This is a genomic window from Leifsonia sp. EB41, from assembly GCF_041262565.1.
GTDB lineage: Bacteria > Actinomycetota > Actinomycetes > Actinomycetales > Microbacteriaceae > Leifsonia.
The window spans coordinates 3,717,129-3,739,450 of the sequence record NZ_JBGCCJ010000001.1 but is presented as its reverse complement, the minus strand read 5'-3'; the positions used below and the strand labels follow the sequence as shown (position 1 = coordinate 3,739,450).

Genomic DNA, 22,322 nt, shown 5'->3' with positions numbered 1-22,322 from the left:
TCCCGCCGGTAGCTTGAGAGGCATGAGCGAACCGAAGATCCTGACCGAGCGGCGCGGCCACGTGCTGCTGATCGGCCTCAACCGTCCCGAGAAGCGCAACGCGGCGGACTACGAGCTGCTGAGCGCGCTGGCGGAGGCCTACGGGGAGCTCGACCGCGATCCCGGGCTGCGGGTCGGTGTCGTCCATGCGATCGGCGACCACTTCACCGGCGGCCTCGACCTCGCCGACGTGGGGCCGCGCATCGGGCCGGAGGGACTGTCGTTCGTCGGCGACACCGGCGTCGACCCGTGGGGCGTGTCGGGGCCGCGCGTCCGCAAGCCCGTCGTGGTCGCGGTGCAGGGCACCTGCCTCACTCTCGGCATCGAGCTCATCCTCGCGGCAGACGTCGCGGTCGCGGCACGGTCCACGACGTTCGCGCAGATCGAGGTCGCCCGTGGCATCCTGCCGTTCGGCGGGGCGACCATCCGGTTCCCGCGCGCGGCAGGCTGGGGCAACGCGATGCGGTACATCCTCACCGGCGACCCCTTCGACGCCGACGAGGCGTACCGGATGGGGCTCGTGCAGGAGGTGGTCGACGACGGCGCCCAGCTCGACTCCGCGCTCGCCATCGCCGAGCGGATCGCCGCACAGGCGCCGCTGGCCGTGCAGGCGACACTCGCGAACGCGGTCACTGCCGTGCAGGACGGCGACGCGGCGGCCCAGGCCGCGCTGCAGCCGGCGCTCGTCCGGCTGGCCGGCAGCGAGGACGCCCGCATCGGCATGCAGGCCTTCCTCACCCGCACCCCGGCGGAGTTCGTCGGGCGCTGACGCCGCCTCGGCCATCCGGCCAGGGCCACGAACCCCAGGGATCACGAAGCACTGTGGAGGAGAGATGACCGCAACGACCGAGTACGACGTCATCGTCATCGGAGCCGGCACTGTCGGCGAGAACGTCGCCGACCGCGCCGCCCAGGGCGGCATGCGCACGGTGATCGTCGAGGCCGAGCTCATCGGGGGCGAGTGCTCCTACTGGGCCTGCATCCCGTCGAAGACCCTGCTCCGCTCCTCCGCCGCGCTCCGGGCGGCGCAGCGGGTCGGCGGCGCCCGGGAGGCCGTGACCGGGCCGCTCGACGTCGCCGCGGTGCTCCGCCGCCGCGACTACATGACCAGCGACTGGACGGACGACGGGCAGGTGAAATGGCTGGAGAGCGCGGGGATCGACCTGGTCCGCGGCTGGGCCACCCTCTCCGCACCCCGCGAGGTCACCGTCACCGGTGCGGACGGAGTGACGACCGTCCTGACCGCGAAGCACGCGGTTGCGGTGTGCACCGGCTCCGCCGCCATGCTGCCCGACATCCCCGGTTTGCGCGCGAGCGAGCCGTGGACGAGCCGCGACGCGACGAGCGTGCAGCGCGTGCCGGTGTCCCTGGCGATCCTGGGCGGCGGGACGGTCGGCACCGAGATGGCGACCGCCTACGCCGGATTCGGGACCGACGTGCACCTCATCGCGCGGCACGGGCTGCTCGGCGGCGCCGAGCCCTTCGCCGGCGAACGCGTCGCGGCGGCGCTGACAGAGCTCGGGGCGACGGTCCACCTCGACGTCGCGACCGAGTCCGTCGAGCGCACCGACGACGACCGGTTCCGGATCCGCCTCGACGACGGCACGGTGGTCGAGACCGACGAGCTCCTGGTCGCGACCGGCCGGCTGCCGCGCACTTCGGGCCTCGGGCTGCAGAGCCTCGGGCTGGAGGACGGCGGCTGGCTCACCGTGGACGACAGCATGCGGGTGCTCGACGCGGCGGGCGAGCCGGTCGACGGCGGCTGGCTGTACGCCGCGGGCGACGTCAACCACCGGGCGCTGCTCACCCACCAGGGCAAGTACCAGGCCCGCGCGGCCGGCGACGCGATCGCCGCTCGCGCGAAGGGTCAGGAGGTGTCCCTCGCGCCGTGGGGCGCGTTCGTGGCGACGGCCGACCACCAGGCGGTCCCGCAGGTCACCTTCACCGAGCCGGAGGTCGCCTCGGTCGGGCTGACGGCGGCCGCGGCCGACAAGGCGGGCTACCGCATCCGCGTGGTGGACTACCCGATCGGCTCGGTGAGCGGCGCCTACGTGCTCGCGGACGACTACGACGGCCTGGCGCGCCTGGTCGTGGACGAGGACCGCGGCGTCGTCCTCGGCGCGACCTTCGTCGGGCAGGACGTCGGCGAGCTCCTGCACTCGGCGACGGTCGCGATCGTCGGCGAGGTGCCGCTGGAGCGGCTGTGGCACGCCGTCCCGTCCTACCCCACCGTCAGCGAGGTCTGGCTGCGGCTGCTCGAGACGTACGGCCGGCCCACGAGATGACGGCGCGCGAAAATGTGGTGCGCCCGCTCTCGGCGGTCCTCCTGGACTCGCCGATCAGCCGGCTCGGCTACCTGTACGCGACCGCGGTCGGGATGGTCTGGGGCTTCGTCTGGAGCACCGGGCGCGTCGAGCGCCGCGCCGGGCTGTTCGTGTTCCGCGGCATGCCGAAGCGGACGTTCGGCCGCGGCGGGTCGTGCGTCGGCGCGTGCTACCTCACCGACCGGAACGTGAGCGACGACGTCCTCGATCACGAGGCCGTCCACAAGCGGCAGTGGCAGCGCTACGGCATGCTCTTCCCGTTCCTCTACCTGCTGGCCGGGCGCGACCCGCTCCGCAACCGGTTCGAGATCGAGGCCGGCCTCGAGAAAGGCGGCTACCGATGAACGCGAAGGAGCGCCGCACCGTCGTCGTCACCGGAGCCAGCTCCGGCATCGGCGCCGTCGCCGCCGGCCGGCTCGCCGCGGCGGGCGACGATGTCGCCGTGGTCGGCCGCGACCCGGAGCGGACGCGCGCTGTCGCCGAGCGGATCGGGGCAACGCCGTTCCTCGCCGACTTCGAGCGGCTGGACGATGTTCGCGCGCTCGCCGCCGCCCTCCTCGACCGCTACCACACCATCGATGTGCTCGCGAACAACGCGGGCGGGCTGTACCACGAGCGTCGTGTCACGGTCGACGGGCACGAGCGCACCATCCAGCTCAACCACCTGGCGCCGTTCCTGCTCACCCGGCTCCTCCAGCCGCGCCTGCTGGAGTCGGCGGCAGCGGGCCGAGACGTCCGCGTGGTCTCGACCGCCAGCATGGCCAACCTGTTCGGGAGCCTGCGGCTGGACGACCTGGATTGGGAGCGGCGGCGCTGGCGCGGCGGCTGGCGGGCATACGGAACGTCCAAGATCGCGACCATCCTGTTCGTGACCGAGCTCGCGGAGCGGCTCACCGGCACCGGTGTCTCGGCCTACTCGTTCCATCCGGGCACGGTCGTGACCCGGTTCGGCGCGAGCTCGCCGCTCATCCGGTTCGGCGGCGCGGTCACCGGCGGCCGGTACGGCATCACTCCGGAGGAGGGCTCCGCCCCGCTGGAGCGCCTCACCGGCCCTGTGCCGGTCGGGGCGCCGAGCGGCACCTACTTCGACCAGTTCGCCGCCAACGGCCGGGTGACCGGGCAGGCGAAGGACCCGCAGCTCGCCCGCGACCTCTGGACGCTGACCGAGGGTCTCACGGGAGTCGCGGACCGGAACTGACGTCCACCAGGCGCAGGCCTGCCCAGCGCGCCCTTCCGGTTGAACCCGCGGCGCCCTTTCGGATGGCTGCGCGGCGGGGCATGATCGAGACATGCGTCCGACCTCCGGCTCACCCGTCGCCCCCATGCTCGCCAAGGCGCTGCCCGCCGTTCCCGAGCAGGACAGCGTCCCGGGCGGCCTCAGCTTCGAGCCGAAATGGGACGGTTTCCGCGCGCTCGTCTACGCCGACGACGCCGGCGACGGCACGATCGGCGCGATCGAGATCGGCAGCCGCGGCTCCAAGATGCTGACCCGCTACTTCCCCGAGCTGATCGCCGCGTTCCGGGAGCTGCTGCCCGGGCCGTGCGTCCTCGACGGGGAGATCGTCGTCCCGACCGGCGAACCGGGCGCGCAGCGGCTCGACTGGGAGGCGCTGTCGCAGCGCATCCACCCGGCCGCCAGCCGCGTGAAGCTGCTCTCGGAGCAGACGCCCGCCACGTTCGTCGCGTTCGACCTGCTCGCCCTCGGCGCCGAGTCGTACCTCGACCGGCCGTTCTCCGAGCGGCGCGCGGCCCTGGAGGAGTTCGCCGGCGACCTCCCCGACCCCATCAAGGTCACCAGGACGACCGTCGACACCGAGCGCGCCCGGCAGTGGCTGGTCGAGTTCGAGGGCGCGGGGCTCGACGGCGTCGTCGCCAAGTCGCTGGACGGCGTGTACGCCCCGAACAAGCGGACCATGCTCAAGATCAAGCACCACCGCACGGCCGACGTGGTCGTGCTCGGCTACCGCGTGCACAAGAGCGGCCAGGGCGTCGGGTCGCTGCTCGTCGGGCTCTACGGCGAGGACGGGGTCCTGCGCAACATCGGCGGGGTCTCCGCGTTCAGCGACAAGGTGCGCCTCCAGCTCGTCGACGACCTGGAGCCGCTGGTCGAGCGCGACGACAGCGGCGCGATGGTCACCGGCGAGACCGACCGCAGCCGGTTCTCGGCCAGCAAGGACGTCTCGTTCGTGCGGCTGCGCCCGGAACGCGTCATGGAAGTGCGCTACGACCAGATGGAGGGCTGGCGCTTCCGCCACACGGCGCAGTTCGAGCGCTGGCGCCCCGACCGCGACGCGGCCTCCTGCACCTACGACCAGCTCGACCGCCCCATCGCCTACGACCTGGCCGACGTCATGTCTTAACCCCGCCCACCCCCACCATCTCTCCCGGAGTTATGTACGCAACACGCCGGAGTCGGGCGTACACAACTCCGGAACTGATGCTTGGGGCTACTGCTTTTTGGCGCGGGAGGGTTGGACGCGGGGCGGCTCGCCGGGCATTTTGGGATAGTCGGGCGGGAAGGGGAGCTCGCCGAGGCCGTTGTCGAGGTCGCGCTGCCACCAGCCGAGGAGCGCGTCGATCGTGCCGGGGCGCTCGCCGAAGTCCTGCCACGGGTCGCCCGTCGTGCGCAGCCGCTCCGGGACCGTGCGCACCGTGAAGTCGCGCGGGTCGACCTCCGGCAGCTCGTCCCAGGTCACCGGCGTGGAGACCGGCGCGTGGGCCAGCGCTCGCGGGCTGTACGCGCCCGCCATCGTGCGGTCGCGGTTGGCCTGGTTGAAGTCGACGAAGATCCGCTCGCCGCGCTCCTCCTTCCACCACGCCGTCGTCACCTTCTCCGGCATCCGACGCTCCAGCTCGCGCGCCGCCGCGATCACCGCGTGCCGCACGTCGAGGAATTCGCGTTTCGGCTCGATCGGCGCGAACACGTGCAGGCCGCGGTTGCCCGAGGTCTTGATGTACGCCTCCAGCCCCGCCTCGAACAGCACAGCGCGCAGCTCGATCGCGGCGGGGATGGCGTCGGTGAAGTCCGTGCCAGGCTGCGGGTCGAGGTCGATCCGCAGCTGGTCCGGGTTGTCCGAGTCCTCCGCCCGCGACGGCCACGGGTGGAAGACCACGGTGTTCATCTGCGCGGCCCACACCGCGGCGGCCGGCTCGTCGATCACGAGCTGCGGGTGCGACCGCGCGCTCGGGTAGACGACCATCACCGAGCGCACGAAGTCCGGCGTCCCGCGCGGCGGGTTCTTGGAGAAGAACTGCTCACCGTCGATCCCGTCCGGGAAGCGCTGCAGCGACAGCGGCCGGTCGCCGTTCGCACGCACGAACGCCTCTCCGACCTCCACCAGGTAGTTCGCGAGGTCGAGCTTGGTGATCCCGAGCTCGGGGTAGAGCACCCTGCCCGGACTCGAGATGCGGATCTCCCGCTCCCCGTGCGGACCGGGGACCGTGAGGATGACTGCGTCGCCTGCCATGCGACCCACCGTACCGGCACAACGGGCGATGACCAGGGTGTGAATTCCGTGTGGGATGCCGGAGGTCATCGTTGCGCAGCCTGAAGGTTGGGCCACAATGAGCGGTGACCCGGGTGTTCCCCGGACCCTACGACGCGAGGAGGTGCAGGACACTGAGGCTCATCAGCTACAACCTGCGCAAGCACGCCGCCGGTCACGAGCTCGAGGACATCGCGAAGACGTACGACGTCGACGCGCTGTGCCTGCAGGAGTGCGACAGCGAGGCGCTCGCCCCGCGGCTGCACGACCTCCAGCTCGCCGACGCCACCCGGGCCAACCGGCTCGGCCTCGCCGTGTACGTCCGCGACGAGCGCTGGGAGGTGCTGGACACGCAGGTCTTCGCCGTGCAGAAGTCCCTCCACGACCGCGTGCTCGCCCCGGCCAGCGAGCGGCTGCTCGCCGTGCTGCTGCGCGACAGCGACTCCGGCGAGCGCGTGCTGGTCGGCTCGTTCCACGCCGCGCCGTTGACGGCCTCCAACTCGCTGCGCCGCAAGCAGATCGCCGCCGCCCACGAGGGGATGCGCTCGCTCGCGCCGGAGACCCCCGCGATCATGGTCGGCGACTTCAACTACCCGTGGTTCATCCGCGGGCTGGAGCGGCACCTGACCACCTCCGGCTACACGCTCAAGCGCACCGACGAGCCGACCTATCTGCGCTACAAGTTCTTCAGCGGCTACTTCGACTTCGTGACCTCCACCGGCTTCGATGTGGACCGGGTGGATGTGCTTCCCGCCGGCGCCTCGGACCACAGGGCGATCCGGCTGGACGCGGAGCTGGCGGCCTAGTCGCCCCGGCCCGTCCGCGGCACGATCCGTCCCCGGCCGATCCGGCGTTCGCCCGCCGCTGCGGCGAGCGTACGGTGAGGTCCGATGGATGCGCTGGGCTGGCTGGCCGGGACCGACTACACGATCGCGCGGGAGATCCTGCAGCGCGGCGTGGCCGCCCTGTACGTGGTGGCGTTCCTCTCGGCCGTCGCGCAGTTCCCGGCGCTGCTCGGCGAGCACGGCCTCCTGCCCGCGCCGCGCTTCCTGCGGTCGACCTACGCCAGGAGGCAGCCGACGCTGTTCCGCTGGCGGTACTCCGACCGGCTGCTGCTCGCCGTCGCCTGGACCGGCGCCGGGCTCGCGGCGCTCGTCGTCTTCGGCGTGCTGCAACTGACGCCGACCTACGTGTTCGTGCCGGTATTCCTGCTCATCTGGTTCCTGTACCTCTCGATCGCGAACATCGGGCAGACCTTCTACGGCTTCGGCTGGGAGAGCCTGATCTGCGAGGCCGGCTTCACCGTCGCCTTCCTCGGCTCCTGGGACACCGCTCCCCCGATCACGGTCGTCATCCTGTTGCGCTGGCTGGTGTTCCGGCTGGAGTTCGGCGCCGGAATGATCAAGATGCGCGGCGACAGGTCCTGGCGCGACCTGACAGCGCTCTACTACCACCACGAGACCCAGCCGATGCCGAACCCGCTGAGCCGGACCGCGCACCTGCTGCCGAAGTGGTGGCACCGCGTGGAGGTGCTGGGCAACCACTTCGCGCAGCTGATCGTGCCGTGGCTGCTGTTCCTCCCGCAGCCGGTCGCGAGCGCTGCGGCCGCGGTGGTCATCCTGACCCAGCTCTGGCTCGTCGCGACCGGCAACTTCGCCTGGCTCAACTGGATCACGATCGTGCTCGCCTTCGCGGGAGTGAGCGACGGCGCGTGGCGGTGGATCAGCGGCGGCGCCATCCACGGCGGGATCGGCGCGGCGGACGTGCCGCTCTGGTACGCCGTCGTCGCGCTGCTGGTGAGCGCGTTCCTGGTGGCGCTGAGCTGGTGGCCGCTGCGGAACCTGTTCCGCCGCCGCCAGCTCATGAACGCGAGCTTCAACCGCTGGCACCTGGTCAACGCCTACGGCGCGTTCGGGAGTGTCACGAAGGAGCGCTACGAGGTGGTCGTGGAGGGCACGGCCGACGACCCGCACGACGCAGGGGCCGAGTGGCGCGAGTACGGCTTCAAAGGCAAGCCGGGCGACGTGCGGAGGCTGCCCCGCCAATACGCGCCGTACCACCTGCGGCTGGACTGGCTGATGTGGTTCCTCGCGCTGGGCTCCCGGGACTCGCCGTGGTTCGAGGTCTTCCTCTTGCGCCTGCTGGAGGCCGACCGGCCGACGCTCCGGCTGCTGCGGGACGACCCGTTCGGCGGCCGCGCGCCGCGATCCGTGCGGGCGACGATGTTCCTTTACCGGTTCGCGACGCACGCGGAGAGACGCGCGACCGGGGATCGCTGGGTGCGGTCGGAGGTCGGGACGCTGGTCCCGCCGGTGGCGCTGCGGGACGGCGGCTGAGCGGACTCCCGACTCAGTACCCGGTGCGCTCCTCCTGCAGCCGGGCCAGATCGCGCCGGATCAGCAGGTTGAGCCGTGCCGGCTTCTCACGCTCGTAGTCCGCCTTCAGCGCCTCCGCACCGGAGAACGCGTCCAGCCCGGCCTCGATGGCCCGGCCGACCTCGTCCCAGGCGTCCACCCGGCCGCGCTCCACGAGCGCGAGCAGCTCCTCCTCCGAGTCGGCCTTCGCCCGCAGCGCGCTCGCCAGCGCGACCGCCGCGTCCCGGCGCAGCCGCAGGTTCGCCACGTCCACGTCGCGGTAGTCGTGCGGGTGGGTCGCGTCGCCTCGGAGTCCCTGTGCGGCCTCCAGGTCGGCGTCGATCCGGCCGGCGGCCTCCCCCTGCTCGGAGGCGAGCTCGCGCAGCAGGTGCGCCGCCTCGCCGGTGTGCCTGGCCGGATCGAAGTCGTTCCCGTACTGCAGCGTGTCGACCACGATGTGGTTCTTGACCGACATCCTGGTGGCGTATTCCGCCAGGAGCATACCTTCGTCGACGGTCTGCTCCAGCGTGGGCGCGGCGGGCTCCGGCAGGGCGTCCTCGTCGAAGGGACGCGTGCGCACGGTCTTCACCGTGGGCTTCCTGAGCCAGTTCGGCCAGCGCATGGCCACAGCCTTTCGGGGGTCGGTCGGGCGGCGCCGGCTGCGGCGCCATGTCCCATTCTTGCCGATCCCGCCGACGGCTCAGGCGCGCGAGGCGAAGAAGGCGTTCGCGCGCTGCGTGAACAGCAGGTACATCACGACGACGGCCCAGAGGATCTCGAGGATCCCGCTGAAGAACTGGAAGTTGAACAACAGGATCACTCCGCTGACCGCGTTCAGGATCATGACGACGGTGACGAGTCCGCGCGCCAAGCGGCTGCCGCTCAGGAGGCCGCGGGCGACGATCAGGATCACGATGCCGAGGACGATCGAGAGGATCGCCGCCGTGGTTATCCCGGCGATCGCGCCCGCGTTGGACGCGCGCACCATCTGATCGCGGGTGAACAGGATGACGACGCCGCCGATGATGTTGAGGACGCCGTTAATGTAGACGAGCACGGCGACGAACGTGACGCTGCCGGGGCGGGTGGCTGACATGGGTCCTCCTGACGGTCGGTGCGAGGATAGCGCCGTCGGTGCGCCAGTGGGCAGAGGGACGTCCGGCGCGCGACCCGGGCGGATGTCGGTGGACGGTGGCAGGCTGGGGTGATGGCCGGCGTGCGTTACGAGTTCGAGACGGAGCTGTTCCGCTGGGAGGCGCGGCGCGACCTGTGGGTGTTCGCCCGCCTGCCCGACGACATCTCGGAGGAGATCCGCCTGCAGCCGCACCCGCCCGCCGGCTGGGGCTCGGTCAAGGTGATGGTGACCCTGGGCGGCTCGCGCTGGTCGACGTCGGTGTTCCCGGAGAGCGCGGACGGCGCCTACGTCGTGGCCATCAAGGGCGACGTGCGGCGGCGCGAGGGCGTCGGGCTCGGGGACCGGGTGACGCTGGGCGTGGAGACGATGCTGTAGAAGCTCACCCCCGCCGGGCGACGAACTCCCGGTGCTGAGACGTCTGCCGCAGTGCGGAGAGCAGGGTGAAGCCGGCGAGGGCGTCCCAGCCGCCGGTCCAGGTCAGGGTTCGGGCTGTCTCCCACACGGTGCCGCCGGGGTGCGCGGCGACCTCGTCCGCGCGGCGGAGGTGGTGCGCGGCGAGGGCGGAGCAGCGCTCGCGCAGGCCGGTGAATGGGTCCTCGTGACCGGGGAGGGCGCGGAGGTCGCCTCGATCGAGCTGTGCGACCCGGTCGAGCGAATCGAGGTAGTCGGCGATCGGGTTGCTGTGGGTGGGACCGCCCAGTCCCAGACCCGAGTTGACCGTCGGCAGCACGTGGTCGCCGGTGATGAGGAGGCCGGCCTCCTCGTCGTGCAGGCAGAGGTGGCCGCCGGTGTGGCCGGGCGTTCCGACGACACGGAGGCGGCAGCCGGGGAGGTCGAGCAGGACGCCGTCCGTCAATACGCCCGTAACCGCGTCGGCGAGCTGCGCGGCCGGACCGGTCGGCACGGCCGCGGCGGCCAGGAGCTCCGGGCGGCGGTCGGCGGGGACGCCCCACGCCTCCAGGTCCGGCGCGGGCAGACCTGCGGCGATCAGCGCGAGGCCCGCTCGCTCGCGCTCGTGGACGAGGACGGAGGCGCCTGTCTCCGCCGCCAGCGCCGCGGCGCCACCGGAGTGGTCGGCGTGCAGGTGGGTGAGCACGATCGAGGCGACCGGGGCTCCGCCGAGGGCAGCCCGCAGCGTCTCGTGCGCCTCGCGGGTCGGGGAGCCCGGGTCGATCACGTGGACGCGGCCGTCCGCGTCCGCGATCAGGTAGGCGTTGCTGAACGGGAGGCCGGTGCCGGGCGGCATGGGGACGCGCACGCGACGGACGCCCGGCGTGATCGACTCGACGGCGGGGTCGGCGGCGGAGGACGACGGCATCCCCTCACGGTAGCCGACAGGAAACGGACCGCGCCCCACCGGGACGCGGTCCGTTCGCACAGCGGAGACCTCAGCCGGCGAGCAGCCCCAGCGTGTCGACCACGCGGTTGGAGAAGCCCCACTCGTTGTCGTACCAGGCGACGACCTTGACGTGGCGGCCGTCGACGCGGGTGAGCTCCGAGTCGAAGATGGACGACGCCGGGTTGCCGGTGATGTCGGAGGAGACGAGGGCGTCCTCCGAGTACTCCAGGACTCCGGCGAGCTTGCCCTCGGCGGCGGCGCGGTACGCGGCGAGCACCTGATCGCGGGTGACGTCGCGGGCGACGACGGTGTTCAGCTCCACGATCGAGCCGACCGGGACGGGCACGCGGATCGAGTCGCCGGACAGCTTGCCGTCCAGGTTCGGCAGGACCAGGCCGATCGCCTTCGCCGCGCCGGTCGTGGTCGGCACGATGTTGACGGCGGCGGCACGGGCACGGCGCGGGTCGCGGTGCGGGCCGTCCTGCAGGTTCTGCTCCTGCGTGTACGCGTGGACGGTGGTCATGAAGCCGTGCTCGATGCCGGCCAGCTCGTCCAGGACCGCGGCGAGCGGCGCGAGCGCGTTGGTGGTGCAGGAGGCGTTCGACACGATCGTGTGGACGGCCGGGTCGTAGGCGTCGGTGTTGACGCCGTAGGCGAGGGTGACGTCCGCGCCGTCGGCGGGGGCGCTGATGAGGACCTTCTTCGCGCCGGCCTCCAGGTGGGCGCGCGCGGCGGTCGCGGAGGTGAACCGGCCGGTGGACTCGAGCACGATGTCCACGCCGAGCTCGCCCCACGGGAGCTGCGCCGGCTCGCGCTCGGCGAGCACGCGGATGCGATGGCCGTCGACCACGAGGACGTCGCCGTCCACGGAGACCGGACGGCCGAGGCGACCCGCGGTGGAGTCGAAGGCCAGGAGCTTGGCGAGCGCGGCGGGGTCGGTCAGGTCATTGACCGCCACGACCTCCAGGTCGGTGTCGCGCTCCAGGAGGGCGCGGAGGACGTTGCGGCCGATGCGGCCGAAGCCGTTGATGGCGATGCGGGTCATGCGGAGGGGATCCTTTCGTTCCCCTCCAGGCTCGCGCCGCTGTCGCGCACTCACCAGCGGCGTGATCGCCACCCTTCAAAAGGATCCCGCCACGCCGCCGCATTCGTGCCGAATGTCGCGATTCGCGGCGATATTCGCCACATTCCGCACGAATGTCAGCCGGCGTCGCCGGAGAAGGTGCGGCGGTACTCGCTGGGGGTGGTGCCGAGGATGCGCTGGAAGTGCAGGCGGAGGTTGGCGCCGGTGCCGAGGCCGACATCCGCTGCGATCTGCTCGACGCTGAGCTCGGAGCGCTCCAGCAGTTCGCGGGCGACGTCGATGCGCGCCCGCATCACCCACTGCATGGGCGTGTAGCCGGTGTCCTCCACGAAGCGGCGGGAGAAGGTGCGCGGCGACACGGCGGCCCTGCGTGCGAGCACCTCCAGCGTGAGCGGGTCCCCGAGCCGGTGCAGCGCCCACTCCCGGACGGCCGCGAACCGTTCGCCCAACGGCTCGGGCACGCTGCGCGGGACGTACTGCGCCTGTCCCCCGCTGCGGTACGGCGCGGCGACCAGGCGTCGGGCGGCGTGGTTGGCGGCGGCGATGCCGAGGTCGCCGCGGAGGATGTGCAGGCAGAGGTCGATCCCGCTGGCCGCGCCCGCCGACGTGAGCACGTCGCCCTCGTCGACGAACAGCACGTTCTCGTCCACCCGGATCAGCGGGTGCCGCTGCGCGAGCGCACGCGTGTAGTGCCAGTGCGTCGTGGCGCGCTTGCCGTCGAGGAGGCCGGTCGCCGCCAGCGCGAAGGCGCCGGTGGAGATCGCGGCCAGCCGGGCGCCGCGCGCGTGGGCTGCGAGCAGGGCCTCCATCACCGCGGCCGGCGGGTCGTCGCGGTCGGGATGCCGGTAGCCGGGCAGGAACACGATGTCCGCCCAGGCGAGCGCCTCCAGGCCGTGCGCCACGTGGTACGAGAGCCCGTCGCCACCGGTCACGAGCCCGGGCGCGGCGCCGCACACGCGGACCTCGTACGGCATGCTGGCGCGCGTGGTGAACACCTGCGCCGGGATGCCGACGTCCAAGGGCTTGGCGCCCTCCAGCACGAGGACGGCGACGCGATGCAGGGGCGCTGGCACAAAGGTCAGCGTAGCGAGGTGCTCAGGCCCGCACCCGCCGACGCAGCACGAGCGCCAGCGCGCCGGCCGCGACGAGCAGCACTGCGGCCGCCCCTCCCGCCGGCGCCCAGTCCGCCGTCGTGGAGCCGGTCGCCGCGAGCTCGGGCCCGGTGGGCGTCCCGGCAGCCGCGGCCGGCGCCGGGATGGCCACCGTCACCGCGCTGGTGCCGGCGACGACCGCGCCGGCGACCACCGTCTGCACCGGGAAGGACCGCGCGGCCTGGCCGGCGGCGACCGTGAACGTCACTGTGGCAGCCCCCGACGCGTCGGTCGTGCCGCTCGCGACGGTCGCCCCGGCGAAGGTCTCCGTGAACGGGATGTTCGAAGGAAGACCGCTCACCTGGACGGTGATCGTGTCGCCGGGCTTCACGGTCGTCGCCGACGTGGTCGCCGTCGGGGTGAAGGACCACGTGAACGTCACCGTTCCGGTGCCGGTCCCGGCTGCGGCGGCAGAGGCCGTCAGGCCGCTCGCGAGGAAGCCGGAGCCGCCGCCGCCCGGTGCGACGACGTCGACGTTGTCGTCGCCGTTGGGGACGTTGCGCATGATCGCGCCGCCGCCGCCACCCGCGTAGCCCGCGCCGCCGGAGCCGGCGTGGTGCGTGGTGGCGCCGATCGTGAGCGAGCCTCCCGTACCGCCCGCCGCCGCGGCGATGCCGGCCGGGGCGCTGCCGGTCGTTCCCGGCGCGTCACCGGCGCCCGCGGCTCCGGCGGCCGCGGAGCCGCCTCCGCCGTTCGCAGCGAGCGTCCCGAAGGCCGCGCCCGGCGCACCGGGCGTGACTCCGGCCGTCGTCGGCGAGCCGCCCGCGCCACCCGGATACGTGGCGAAGATCTGGCCGGGGAGGTCGAGGAGGCCTGCGTAGCCGCCGCCTCCACCGCCGCCCGCGACGGCCACGAGGCTTCCGGCGGAGGTGAGCACGCTCGCGCTGCCGCTCCCGGCGGCGCCCACAGTGACGCCGAGCGCGTGGCCGGCGAACGCCGCGCCCAGATCGACCGTCGCGCTGCCTCCCGCGCCGCCGACCGCGGTCGGGTCGGCGGTGATCGCGAGGGGAGCTGCCGCGCCGGACGCGCCGACGACCGTCGCCGTAAGGCTGGTCGCGGCGGGCGGCGCCGTGAAGGTCGCGGTGCCCGCGGTGTCGAAGACCGCGGTGCAGTTCGTGACGCAGGTGGCCGGGGACGCGCTGTTCGCGGCGGCCGGTGCTGCCGCGAGGGCGACGCCGCCGACGAGGAGCGCGAGGCCGGCGGCAGACGAGAGGGTACGGAACGGGCGACGGCGCACAGTGGTCCTTCGGGAGGGGCGCGCTGGTCCGCGCCGGTTCGGGTGAATCCAGGGGTGAGCACAGCCTAGCGGGACGCGACCTCGACCGGTCGCCCCGGATGATATACGATCCTGAACGGGTCCCCTCCGGGCCCGGATGACGCCCTCCGACGACGACAGGGAGCCGCCGATGCTCGACACCTCCACCATCCACGCGATCGCCGACGAGCTCGCGGACGCCGAGCGCGAGCGCGCGACGGTCCCGCTGCTGACCGCCCGCCACCCCGGCATGACGGTGGACGACGCCTACGCCGTGCAGCGCGTCTGGGTCGAGCGCGGGCTCGCCGCCGGGCGACGCCTGGTCGGCCGCAAGATCGGGCTGACCTCGAAGGTGATGCAGCAGGCGACGGGGATCACCGAGCCGGACTACGGCGCGATCTTCGCGGACATGGTCCGCGAGACCGGGTCGGTCATCCCGTTCGACCGGTACTCGAACGTGCGGATCGAGGTCGAGCTGGCCTTCGTGCTCGCCGAGCCGCTGGAGGGGCCGGACGTCACGCTGTTCGACGTGCTCGACGCGACGAAGTACGTCGTTCCCGCGCTCGAGATCCTCAGCTCCCGCATCGAGCTGGCGGGCCGGACCATCGTCGACACCATCTCCGACAACGCCGCGATGGGCGGCATGGTCGTCGGCGGCCGCCCCGTCGCGGTCGACGCGGTCGACCTGCGCTGGGTGTCCGCGCTGCTGTACCGCAACGAGAGCATCGAGGAGTCCGGCGTCGCCGCCGCGGTGCTCGACCATCCCGCCGCCGGTGTCGCGTGGCTCGCGAACAAGCTCGCGCAGCACGGGACGCGCCTGGATGCAGGGGACATCGTCCTCGCCGGCTCGTTCACCCGCCCGCTCTGGGTGGAGCGGGGCGACACCATCCACGCCGACTACGGGACTCTGGGAGCCGTGACATGCCGATTCGCCTGACCTCCGCGCCGACCTTCGCCGACCGCCTCCGCGCGGCCGACCGCACCCTGTACGGGATGTGGTCGTGCGCGGGCAGCCCGCTCGTCGCCGAGATCTGCGCGGGCAGCGGACTCGACATCCTCCTGATCGACGGCGAGCACTCCCCCGTCGGGCTGGAGTCCATCCTGGCGCAGCTCCAGGCGGCGGCCGTCTACCCAGTCGTCCCGGTGGTGCGCGCGCCGATCGGGGATGCGGTGATCCTCAAGCAGCTCCTCGACCTGGGCGCGCAGAACGTGCTGGTGCCGATGGTGTCCAGCGTGCGGGAGGCCGAGGAGATGGTGCGGGCGGTGCGGTATCCGCCGCTCGGCGTCCGCGGCGTCGGCAGCGCACTGGCGCGGTCGTCGCGCTGGAGCCGCGTCCCGGACTACCTGGCCCGCGCCCACGAGCTGGTGTCGCTGACCGTGCAGATCGAGACGGCCGACGGCCTGCACGCGGCAGCCGCCATCGCGGCCGTGGAGGGCGTCGACGCCCTGCTCGTCGGCCCCGCGGACCTCGCCGCGTCGATGGGCCTGCTCGGGCAGCAGGACCACCCGGATGTCGTGGCCGCCGTCGAGAGCGTCATCCAGGCGGGGCGGGAGGCCGGGACACCGGTGGGCGTCAATGCGTTCGACCCGGCGATGGCCGCCAGGTACGCCGAGGCCGGCGCCGCGTACGTGCTGGTCGGCAGCGATGTGACGCTGCTGGCGCGGGCCTCCGAGGGGCTCGCGTCGCGGTTCATCGGCGACGCCGACGGAGGTCCGGCCCCGGCGTCGTACTGACGCCCCTTCCGCCCGTTCGTCAGATCGTATACAATCTCGAATACGTTCCATCCATCCCCGACGACGAGGAGACCTGAGCTGTGAGCGACATCGGCCGGCCCGGCAAGATCATCGCGGTGCACCTCAACTACCGCTCGCGCGCCGCGCAGCGCGGACGCACCCCCGCGCAGCCCTCCTACTTCTTCAAGCCGGCCTCCTCGGTCGCCGCCTCCGGCGACGTGCTCGAACGTCCGGCCGGCACCGAGCTCCTCGCGTTCGAGGGCGAGGTCGCGCTCATCATCGGCCGGCCCACCCGCCGGGTCTCCCCCGAGGAGGGCTGGGCGGCCGTGTCCGGCATCACCGCCGCGAACGACTTCGGCCTCTACGACCTGCGCGCCGCCGACAAGGGCTCCAACGTCCGCTCGAAGGGCGGCGACGGCTTCACCCCGCTCGGCCCCGCGATCATCCCGGCCGCAGCCCTCGAACCCGGCGCCGTGCGGGTGCGCACCTGGCTGAACGGCGAACTCGTGCAGGACGGCACGAGCGACGACCTGCTCTTCCCGTTCGGCCGCCTGGTCGCCGACCTCTCGCAGTTGATGACGCTGGAGCCCGGCGACGTCATCCTCACCGGCACGCCGGCGGGGTCGTCGGTCACGCAGCCCGGCGACACGGTGGAGGTCGAGGTCGACGCCCCGACCGCGCCCGGCGCCCCGAGCACCGGCCGTCTGGTCACCCGGATCACCGAGGGCACCGTCGCGTTCGGCGACTTCGGGTCGAAGCCGAGCGTGGACGACCTGCAGCGGTCGGAAGCGTGGGGTACGCCTCCCGCACCCGCGTTCGCGTTGACCGATGACCTCCGCGCCCGACTCGCCTCCGTCTCCACCGCCACCCTCAGCTCCCAGCTCCGCAAGCGCGGGCTGAACGCAGTGTCCATCGACGGCCTCACCTCCACCCGCCCAAGCGCTCGCCTCGTCGGCACCGCGCGGACGCTGCGCTACCTCCCCGGCCGCGAGGACCTCTTCGCCTCGCACGGCGGCGGCTACAACGCCCAGAAGCGTGCGTTCGACGCGGTCGGCGTCGGCGAGGTGCTCGTCATCGAGGCGCGCGGCGAGCGCGGCAGCGGCACCGTCGGCGACGTGCTGGCGCTGCGCGCGCAGGTGCGCGGCGCGGCCGGGATCGTGACCGACGGCGGCGTCCGCGACCTCGCGGAGGTCGCCGCGCTCGACATCCCGACCTACCACGCCGGCCCGCACCCGGCGGTGCTCGGCCGCAAGCACATCCCGTGGGACGCGGACGTAGCGATCGCCTGCGGCGGCGCGACCGTGCTGCCCGGCGACGTCATCGTGGGCGACGCGGACGGCCTCCTCGTCATCCCGCCCGCGCTCGTGGCCGAGGTGGTCGCGGACGCGATCGAGCAGGAGCGCGAGGAGGCGTTCATCGCGGAGATGGTGCGGGCCGGCGAGAAGGTCGATGGCCTGTTCCCGATGAACGCCGCCTGGAAGGAGAGGTACCAGGCATGGCTGACGCAGCAGTGAAGACCGCGGCGCCGGCGAAGGCGTCCACGGCGCCGAGCAAGTCCCAGCTCGCGTACGACTTCATCCGCGCGCGCATCGACGACGGCCGTTACGTGTCCGGGTTCCGGCTCGTCCTCGGCCAGATCGCCGGAGAGCTCGGCATCAGCGTCGTCCCGGTGCGGGAGGCGATCCGGCGGCTGGAGGCCGAGGGGCTCGTGACGTTCGAGAAGAACGTCGGCGCCCAGGTCGCCCTGCTGCACGACGCCGAGTACGCGTACACGATGGAGACCCTCGCCCTGGTCGAGGGCGCGGCCACCCGACTGTCCGCCCCGCTGCTGAACGGCGACCACCTCCACCGCGCCCGGATGATCAACCGCGAGCTGACCGCGTGCCTGGACGACTTCATCCCGCACCGCTTCACCGAGCTCAACCAGCGGTTCCACGCCGTGCTGTTCGAGGAGTGCCCGAATCCGCACATCCTCGACCTCGTGCACCGCGGCTGGAACCGCCTGACCGTGCTGCGCGACTCCACGTTCAGCTTCGTGCCGGGCCGCGCCCGCGAGTCGGTGGCCGAGCACGAGCAGATCCTCCGGCTGATCGAGACCGGCGCCGACCCCATCGACATCGAGCTCGCCGCCCGCGACCACCGGCTCGCCACCCTGGACGCGCTCCAGCACTACCAGGCCGAGCGCCAGCACTGACGTCCCTACAGAACCACGCATCAGACAGGAGGCCGCGCATGCCGCAGCACCACGTCCCCGCCGGACTTCCGGCGAAGATCCAGCACTTCATCGACGGGAGGTTCGTCGACAGCGTCTCCGGGAGGACGTTCGACGTGCTCGACCCGGTGTCCAACGAGACCTATGTGCAGGCCGCCGCCGGCCAGAAGGAGGACATCGACCTCGCCGTCGCCGCCGCGAAGCGCGCGTTCCGGGAGGGGCCGTGGCCGCGGATGAAGCCGCGCGAGCGCGCCCGCGTCCTGAACCGGATCGCCGACGCGGTCGCCGCGCAGGACGCCCGCCTCGCCGAACTGGAGACCTTCGACACCGGCCTCCCGATCACGCAGGCGCTGGGCCAGGCGCAGCGCGCGGCCGAGAACTTCCACTTCTTCGCCGACCTGATCGTCGCCCAGGCCGACGACGCCTTCACGGTCCCGGGCAGCCAGCTCAACTACGTCAACCGCAAGCCGATCGGCGTCGCCGGGCTCATCACGCCGTGGAACACCCCGTTCATGCTGGAGAGCTGGAAGCTCGCCCCCGCGCTCGCGACCGGCAACACTGTCGTCCTCAAGCCGGCCGAGTTCACCCCGCTGTCGGCGTCGCTCTGGGCCGAGATCTTCCGCGAGGCCGGCGTGCCGGACGGCGTGTTCAACCTGGTCAACGGCCTCGGCGAGGAGGCGGGTGACGCGCTGGTGAAGCATCCCGACGTCCCGCTCATCTCCTTCACGGGCGAGAGCAGCACCGGGCAGCTCATCTTCGCGAACGCCGCGCCCTTCCTGAAGGGGCTGTCGATGGAGCTCGGCGGCAAGTCCCCCGCGATCGTCTTCGCCGACGCCGACCTGGACGCCGCGATCGACTCCACCGTGTTCGGCGTGTTCTCGCTGAACGGCGAGCGCTGCACCGCCGGCTCCCGCATCCTGGTCGAGCGCGCGGTCTACGACGAGTTCTGCGAGCGGTACGCGGAGCGCGCGAAGCGCATCGTCGTCGGCGACCCGCACGACCCGAAGACCGAGGTCGGCGCGCTCGTGCACCCCGAGCACTACGACAAGGTGATGAGCTACGTCGAACTCGGCAAGCAGGAGGGCCGCCTCCTCGCTGGCGGCGGGCGTCCAGAGGGCATCGACCACGGCAACTACGTCGCGCCGACCGTGTTCGCCGATGTCGCGCCCGACGCCCGCATCTTCCAGGAGGAGATCTTCGGCCCGGTCGTGGCGATCACGCCGTTCGACTCGGAGGCCGAGGCCCTGGAGCTCGCCAACGGCGTGAAGTACGGCCTCGCCGCCTACCTCTGGACCAACGACCTCCAGCGCGCCCACACCTTCGCCCAGAACGTCGAGGCCGGGATGGTCTGGCTCAACTCGCACAACGTCCGCGACCTCCGCACCCCGTTCGGCGGAGTGAAGGCCTCCGGCCTCGGCCACGAGGGCGGCTACCGCTCCATCGACTTCTACACCGACCAGCAGGCCGTCCACATCACGCTGGGCCCGGTCCACACGCCGCGCTTCGGCGCCGAATGACGAAGGAGTCAGCATGAGCACGCCCATCCCCACCCCCGCCGCCACGCCGCCGGACGTCGTCCGCGCCGCGTACATGGAGCTCGTCGTCACCGACCTGCAGGCCAGCCGCGACTTCTACGTCGACGTGCTCGGCCTCCACATCACCGAGGAGGACGAGGACGCGGTCTACCTGCGCAGCCTCGAGGAGTTCATCCACCACAACCTCGTGCTGCGGAAGGGCCCGATCGCCGCCGTCGCCGCGTTCGCCTACCGCGTGCGGACCCCGGAGGACCTGGACCGCGCCGTCGCGTTCTACACTGAGCTCGGCTGCCGGATCGAGCGTCGGCCGGGCGGTTTCACCAAGGGCGTCGGCGACAGCGTCCGCGTGGAGGACCCGCTCGGCTTCCCGTACGAGTTCTTCTACGATGTCCAGCACGTCGAGCGGCTGACCTGGCGCTACGACATCCACACCCCGGGCGAGCTCGTGCGCATCGACCACTTCAACCAGGTGACCCCCGACGTCCCCCGCGCTGTGAAGTACATGGAGGACCTCGGCTTCCGGGTGACGGAGGACATCCAGGACGAGGCAGGCACGACGTACGCGGCGTGGATGCGCCGCAAGCCCACCGTGCACGACACCGCCATGACCGGCGGCGACGGCCCGCGCATGCACCACGTCGCGTTCGCCACCCACGAGAAGCACAACATCATCGCGATCTGCGACAAGCTCGGCGCCCTCCGCATGAGCGACGCGATCGAGCGCGGCCCCGGCCGCCACGGCGTCTCCAACGCGTTCTACCTGTACCTGCGCGACCCGGACGGCCACCGCGTCGAGATCTACACGCAGGACTACTACACCGGCGACCCGGACAACCCGGTGGTCACCTGGGACGTCCACGACAACCAGCGCCGCGACTGGTGGGGCAATCCGGTCGTGCCGTCGTGGTACACGGACGCGTCGGCCGTGCTCGACCTGGACGGGAACGTGCAGCCGCTGACGGCGCGCACGGACGACTCGGAAATGGCAGTCACGATCGGGGCGGACGGGTTCTCGTATACGCGGAAGGACGATACGGAGCACGGGTTCAAGTTGGGGGCGCAGTTGTAAGGGGAGGTTGCAGGGCTGGGCTCGTCGCTCAGGCCGTCGCCCCCTCCGGCGGCACATGCTCCAGCCCCAGCCCCCGCTCTCCGTACACACTGACGACCTCCGCGATCACCACCCGGTACCGGCCGATCCACCGCTCATGCACGCCCTTGGCCTCCCGGTGCACCGGCATGCCGATCAACTGCTGCAACGCCTCCAGCGTCTCCCAGTGATACACCTCGGCATGGAGCCCGGTGGCCTCGTTGTGCCACTCCTCCTCGCCGAGGAAGCCCGGGATGACGCGGGCTCGCGCGGCGATCTCGTCGTTGAACCGGTGGAAATCGTCGTCGTAGGGCTTCGCCTCGAAGATGAAGGTCGACGTGTACACGGCACTCCCCTCGCCGGGGGAAAAGTACCACGAATCCGCCAGCCCGCAGCGGCCCGCTCGCGCCTACGCTGGGGCTGTCGACGCCGATTCCCGGCGCCGACGGCGCACGATCGGAGCGGATCATGGGTTGGAGACTCAAGAACCTGACGACGGCCACCTCCGGGGCGCCGCACGCCGTGTACCAGCCGACCGCGTGGCTGTTCGCGCAGTTCACGCGCCACGTCGTGTTCCAGGGCTACAACTCGCTCACCGGCGGCGACGGACAGCTCTACGAGCTGTACTGCAGCGCGAGCGACGACTGGAACGTCAAGAACCTCGTCTCGGAGGCGGGAGGCGCGGCCGCCGCGACCAACGCGAACGGCTACATCTGGGCGCACCAGGGCTCGCAGCACGTGGTGTACCAGGGCCAGCGGTTCGACGGCCACGTCCACGAGCTCTGGTACACCGAGGACGACGGCTGGAACGCCAACGACCTCACCGATGCCGCGGGAGCGCCGCTCACCCTCTCGCAGCCGCTCGGCTACGAGACGTACTACGACGGCACGCAGCGCGTGGTCTACCAGGCGCGCGGCGGCGGCCACATCCATGAGCTGAGCAACTCGGGGAACGGCTGGCACGACCTCGACCTCACCGCGGCGACCGGGGCCCCGCCCTGCGCCCCGGATGCCGCGCCGACCGGGTACTCGTTCGAGGACCAGCGGACCGCGCACGTGCTGGTCCGCACCGACCTGGGGCATCTGCTGGAGTTCTGGAGGGACGCCTCCGCCTGGCACTGGGGCGACCTCACCGCGGCCACCGGCGCGCCGATCGTGAGCGACGCCGAGACGGTGAACGGGTACGTGTTCCGCGGGCAGGGCACGCAGCACATCGACTACGTGAGCGGCAACGGCCGGCTGATCGAGCTGTGGTGGGATGCGTCGGGCTGGCACTACTTCGACCTCACCACCGCCGCGTCCGCGGTCACGCCGTATGCCACCTCCAGCCCGGCGGGCTACGCGTTCGAGGCGGGACTCTTCCAGCCGGTCGCGACGCAGCACGTGATCTTCACGGGGCACGACAACAACGTGCACGAGCTCTGGTGGCAGGAGGGCGTCTGGCACACGAACGACATCGGGCCGCTGGTCGGCGCGCCGGCGATCGTCGGCGACCCCGTCGCGTTCGTGGAGGTCGACGAGGGCACGCAGAACGTGTTCTACCTCAGCGACGCGCACGAGATCATCGAGCTGCGGTGGACGCCGTGAG

At 72.1% G+C, this 22,322-nt stretch carries 23 protein-coding genes; 15 read left to right on the top strand and 8 right to left on the bottom strand.

Translation table 11 applies throughout. From position 1 onward, the window contains the following. Positions 1 to 22 precede the first annotated feature (22 nt). The 5 genes from ABH923_RS18415 to ABH923_RS18395 all read left to right on the top strand — a co-directional run bounded on the left by ABH923_RS18415 (position 23) and on the right by ABH923_RS18395 (position 4,723). Positions 23 to 808 (top strand): crotonase/enoyl-CoA hydratase family protein, encoded by a 786-nt coding sequence (locus ABH923_RS18415; RefSeq protein ID WP_370056844.1) that lies wholly within the window; start codon positions 23 to 25, stop codon positions 806 to 808. A 64-nt stretch (positions 809 to 872) separates the two neighbouring features. Beyond that, entirely contained in the window at positions 873 to 2,324 is a 1,452-nt protein-coding gene (locus ABH923_RS18410) for an NAD(P)/FAD-dependent oxidoreductase (protein ID WP_370056843.1), read from the top strand. After that, the gene (locus ABH923_RS18405; protein WP_370056842.1) at positions 2,321 to 2,707 is read left to right on the top strand and encodes a Fe-S oxidoreductase; all 387 of its coding nucleotides are present in this window, start codon (positions 2,321 to 2,323) and stop codon (positions 2,705 to 2,707) included. Before ABH923_RS18410 ends, ABH923_RS18405 begins: the two co-directional genes overlap by 4 nt. Continuing rightward, entirely contained in the window at positions 2,704 to 3,561 is an 858-nt protein-coding gene (locus ABH923_RS18400) for an SDR family NAD(P)-dependent oxidoreductase (RefSeq protein WP_370056841.1), read from the top strand. The genes ABH923_RS18405 and ABH923_RS18400 overlap by 4 nt, the downstream gene beginning before the upstream one ends. A 91-nt stretch (positions 3,562 to 3,652) precedes the next feature. Continuing rightward, positions 3,653 to 4,723: an ATP-dependent DNA ligase gene (locus tag ABH923_RS18395; RefSeq protein WP_370056840.1), complete on the top strand. Its 1,071-nt coding sequence runs from the start codon at positions 3,653 to 3,655 to the stop codon at positions 4,721 to 4,723. A gap of 87 nt (positions 4,724 to 4,810) precedes the next feature. Here the strand turns inward: ABH923_RS18395 and ligD are convergent, their stop codons facing one another. Then, the gene (gene ligD / locus ABH923_RS18390) at positions 4,811 to 5,830 is read right to left on the bottom strand and encodes a non-homologous end-joining DNA ligase (protein ID WP_370056839.1); all 1,020 of its coding nucleotides are present in this window, start codon (positions 5,828 to 5,830) and stop codon (positions 4,811 to 4,813) included. A 104-nt stretch (positions 5,831 to 5,934) separates the two neighbouring features. Between ligD and ABH923_RS18385 the strand changes: the two genes are divergently transcribed. Both ABH923_RS18385 and ABH923_RS18380 read left to right on the top strand, forming a co-directional pair. Continuing rightward, a complete protein-coding gene (locus ABH923_RS18385; RefSeq protein ID WP_370056838.1) occupies positions 5,935 to 6,654 on the top strand; it encodes an endonuclease/exonuclease/phosphatase family protein in 720 nt (239 codons plus the stop codon). 84 nt (positions 6,655 to 6,738) lie between these two features. Continuing rightward, positions 6,739 to 8,184 carry a lipase maturation factor family protein gene (locus ABH923_RS18380; RefSeq protein WP_370056837.1) on the top strand — a complete coding sequence of 482 codons (1,446 nt, stop codon included), beginning with the start codon at positions 6,739 to 6,741 and terminating at the stop codon, positions 8,182 to 8,184. Positions 8,185 to 8,197: 13 nt separating this feature from the next. On the opposite strand, the gene ABH923_RS18375 is transcribed toward ABH923_RS18380, so the two are convergent. Both ABH923_RS18375 and ABH923_RS18370 read right to left on the bottom strand, forming a co-directional pair. Further along, entirely contained in the window at positions 8,198 to 8,824 is a 627-nt protein-coding gene (locus ABH923_RS18375) for a hypothetical protein (protein ID WP_370056836.1), read from the bottom strand. Positions 8,825 to 8,902: 78 nt separating this feature from the next. After that, positions 8,903 to 9,298 carry a hypothetical protein gene (locus ABH923_RS18370; protein ID WP_370056835.1) on the bottom strand — a complete coding sequence of 132 codons (396 nt, stop codon included), beginning with the start codon at positions 9,296 to 9,298 and terminating at the stop codon, positions 8,903 to 8,905. Between the two features lie 111 nt (positions 9,299 to 9,409). Between ABH923_RS18370 and ABH923_RS18365 the strand changes: the two genes are divergently transcribed. Next, positions 9,410 to 9,712, top strand: a complete 303-nt coding sequence (locus ABH923_RS18365) for a DUF1905 domain-containing protein (protein WP_345836499.1) — start codon at positions 9,410 to 9,412, stop codon at positions 9,710 to 9,712. A 4-nt stretch (positions 9,713 to 9,716) separates the two neighbouring features. Here the strand turns inward: ABH923_RS18365 and ABH923_RS18360 are convergent, their stop codons facing one another. The 4 genes from ABH923_RS18360 to ABH923_RS18345 form a co-directional block, all read right to left on the bottom strand. Then, complete coding sequence (locus ABH923_RS18360; RefSeq protein WP_370056834.1) at positions 9,717 to 10,655, bottom strand: MBL fold metallo-hydrolase; 939 nt, start codon at positions 10,653 to 10,655, stop codon at positions 9,717 to 9,719. 70 nt (positions 10,656 to 10,725) lie between these two features. Further along, entirely contained in the window at positions 10,726 to 11,721 is a 996-nt protein-coding gene (gene gap / locus ABH923_RS18355; RefSeq protein ID WP_370056833.1) for a type I glyceraldehyde-3-phosphate dehydrogenase, read from the bottom strand. A 155-nt stretch (positions 11,722 to 11,876) separates the two neighbouring features. Then, positions 11,877 to 12,833, bottom strand: coding sequence for a GlxA family transcriptional regulator (locus tag ABH923_RS18350; RefSeq protein WP_370056832.1), 957 nt, complete (start codon positions 12,831 to 12,833; stop codon positions 11,877 to 11,879). Positions 12,834 to 12,855: 22 nt separating this feature from the next. Beyond that, a complete protein-coding gene (locus ABH923_RS18345) occupies positions 12,856 to 14,148 on the bottom strand; it encodes an LPXTG cell wall anchor domain-containing protein (RefSeq protein WP_370056831.1) in 1,293 nt (430 codons plus the stop codon). A 169-nt stretch (positions 14,149 to 14,317) separates the two neighbouring features. Here ABH923_RS18345 and hpaH point away from each other — a divergent pair, with 169 nt between their 5' ends. The 6 genes from hpaH to hpaD all read left to right on the top strand — a co-directional run bounded on the left by hpaH (position 14,318) and on the right by hpaD (position 20,716). Continuing rightward, the gene (gene hpaH / locus ABH923_RS18340; RefSeq protein ID WP_370057391.1) at positions 14,318 to 15,103 is read left to right on the top strand and encodes a 2-oxo-hept-4-ene-1,7-dioate hydratase; all 786 of its coding nucleotides are present in this window, start codon (positions 14,318 to 14,320) and stop codon (positions 15,101 to 15,103) included. Further along, on the top strand, positions 15,088 to 15,900 hold the full coding sequence (locus ABH923_RS18335) for an aldolase/citrate lyase family protein (protein WP_370056830.1): 813 nt from the start codon (positions 15,088 to 15,090) through the stop codon (positions 15,898 to 15,900). Before hpaH ends, ABH923_RS18335 begins: the two co-directional genes overlap by 16 nt. Before the next feature lie 80 nt (positions 15,901 to 15,980). Continuing rightward, positions 15,981 to 17,414, top strand: a complete 1,434-nt coding sequence (locus tag ABH923_RS18330; RefSeq protein WP_370056829.1) for a fumarylacetoacetate hydrolase family protein — start codon at positions 15,981 to 15,983, stop codon at positions 17,412 to 17,414. Beyond that, a complete protein-coding gene (locus tag ABH923_RS18325) occupies positions 17,396 to 18,094 on the top strand; it encodes a GntR family transcriptional regulator (protein WP_370056828.1) in 699 nt (232 codons plus the stop codon). Before ABH923_RS18330 ends, ABH923_RS18325 begins: the two co-directional genes overlap by 19 nt. A gap of 38 nt (positions 18,095 to 18,132) precedes the next feature. Then, entirely contained in the window at positions 18,133 to 19,629 is a 1,497-nt protein-coding gene (hpaE, locus tag ABH923_RS18320) for a 5-carboxymethyl-2-hydroxymuconate semialdehyde dehydrogenase (RefSeq protein ID WP_370056827.1), read from the top strand. 13 nt (positions 19,630 to 19,642) lie between these two features. Then, complete coding sequence (gene hpaD, locus ABH923_RS18315; RefSeq protein WP_370056826.1) at positions 19,643 to 20,716, top strand: 3,4-dihydroxyphenylacetate 2,3-dioxygenase; 1,074 nt, start codon at positions 19,643 to 19,645, stop codon at positions 20,714 to 20,716. A gap of 28 nt (positions 20,717 to 20,744) precedes the next feature. On the opposite strand, the gene ABH923_RS18310 is transcribed toward hpaD, so the two are convergent. Then, a complete protein-coding gene (locus ABH923_RS18310) occupies positions 20,745 to 21,080 on the bottom strand; it encodes an antibiotic biosynthesis monooxygenase (protein WP_370056825.1) in 336 nt (111 codons plus the stop codon). A gap of 122 nt (positions 21,081 to 21,202) precedes the next feature. On the opposite strand from ABH923_RS18310, the gene ABH923_RS18305 reads away from it, so the two are divergent. Further along, positions 21,203 to 22,321: a hypothetical protein gene (locus ABH923_RS18305; RefSeq protein ID WP_370056824.1), complete on the top strand. Its 1,119-nt coding sequence runs from the start codon at positions 21,203 to 21,205 to the stop codon at positions 22,319 to 22,321. Position 22,322 lies beyond the last annotated feature (1 nt).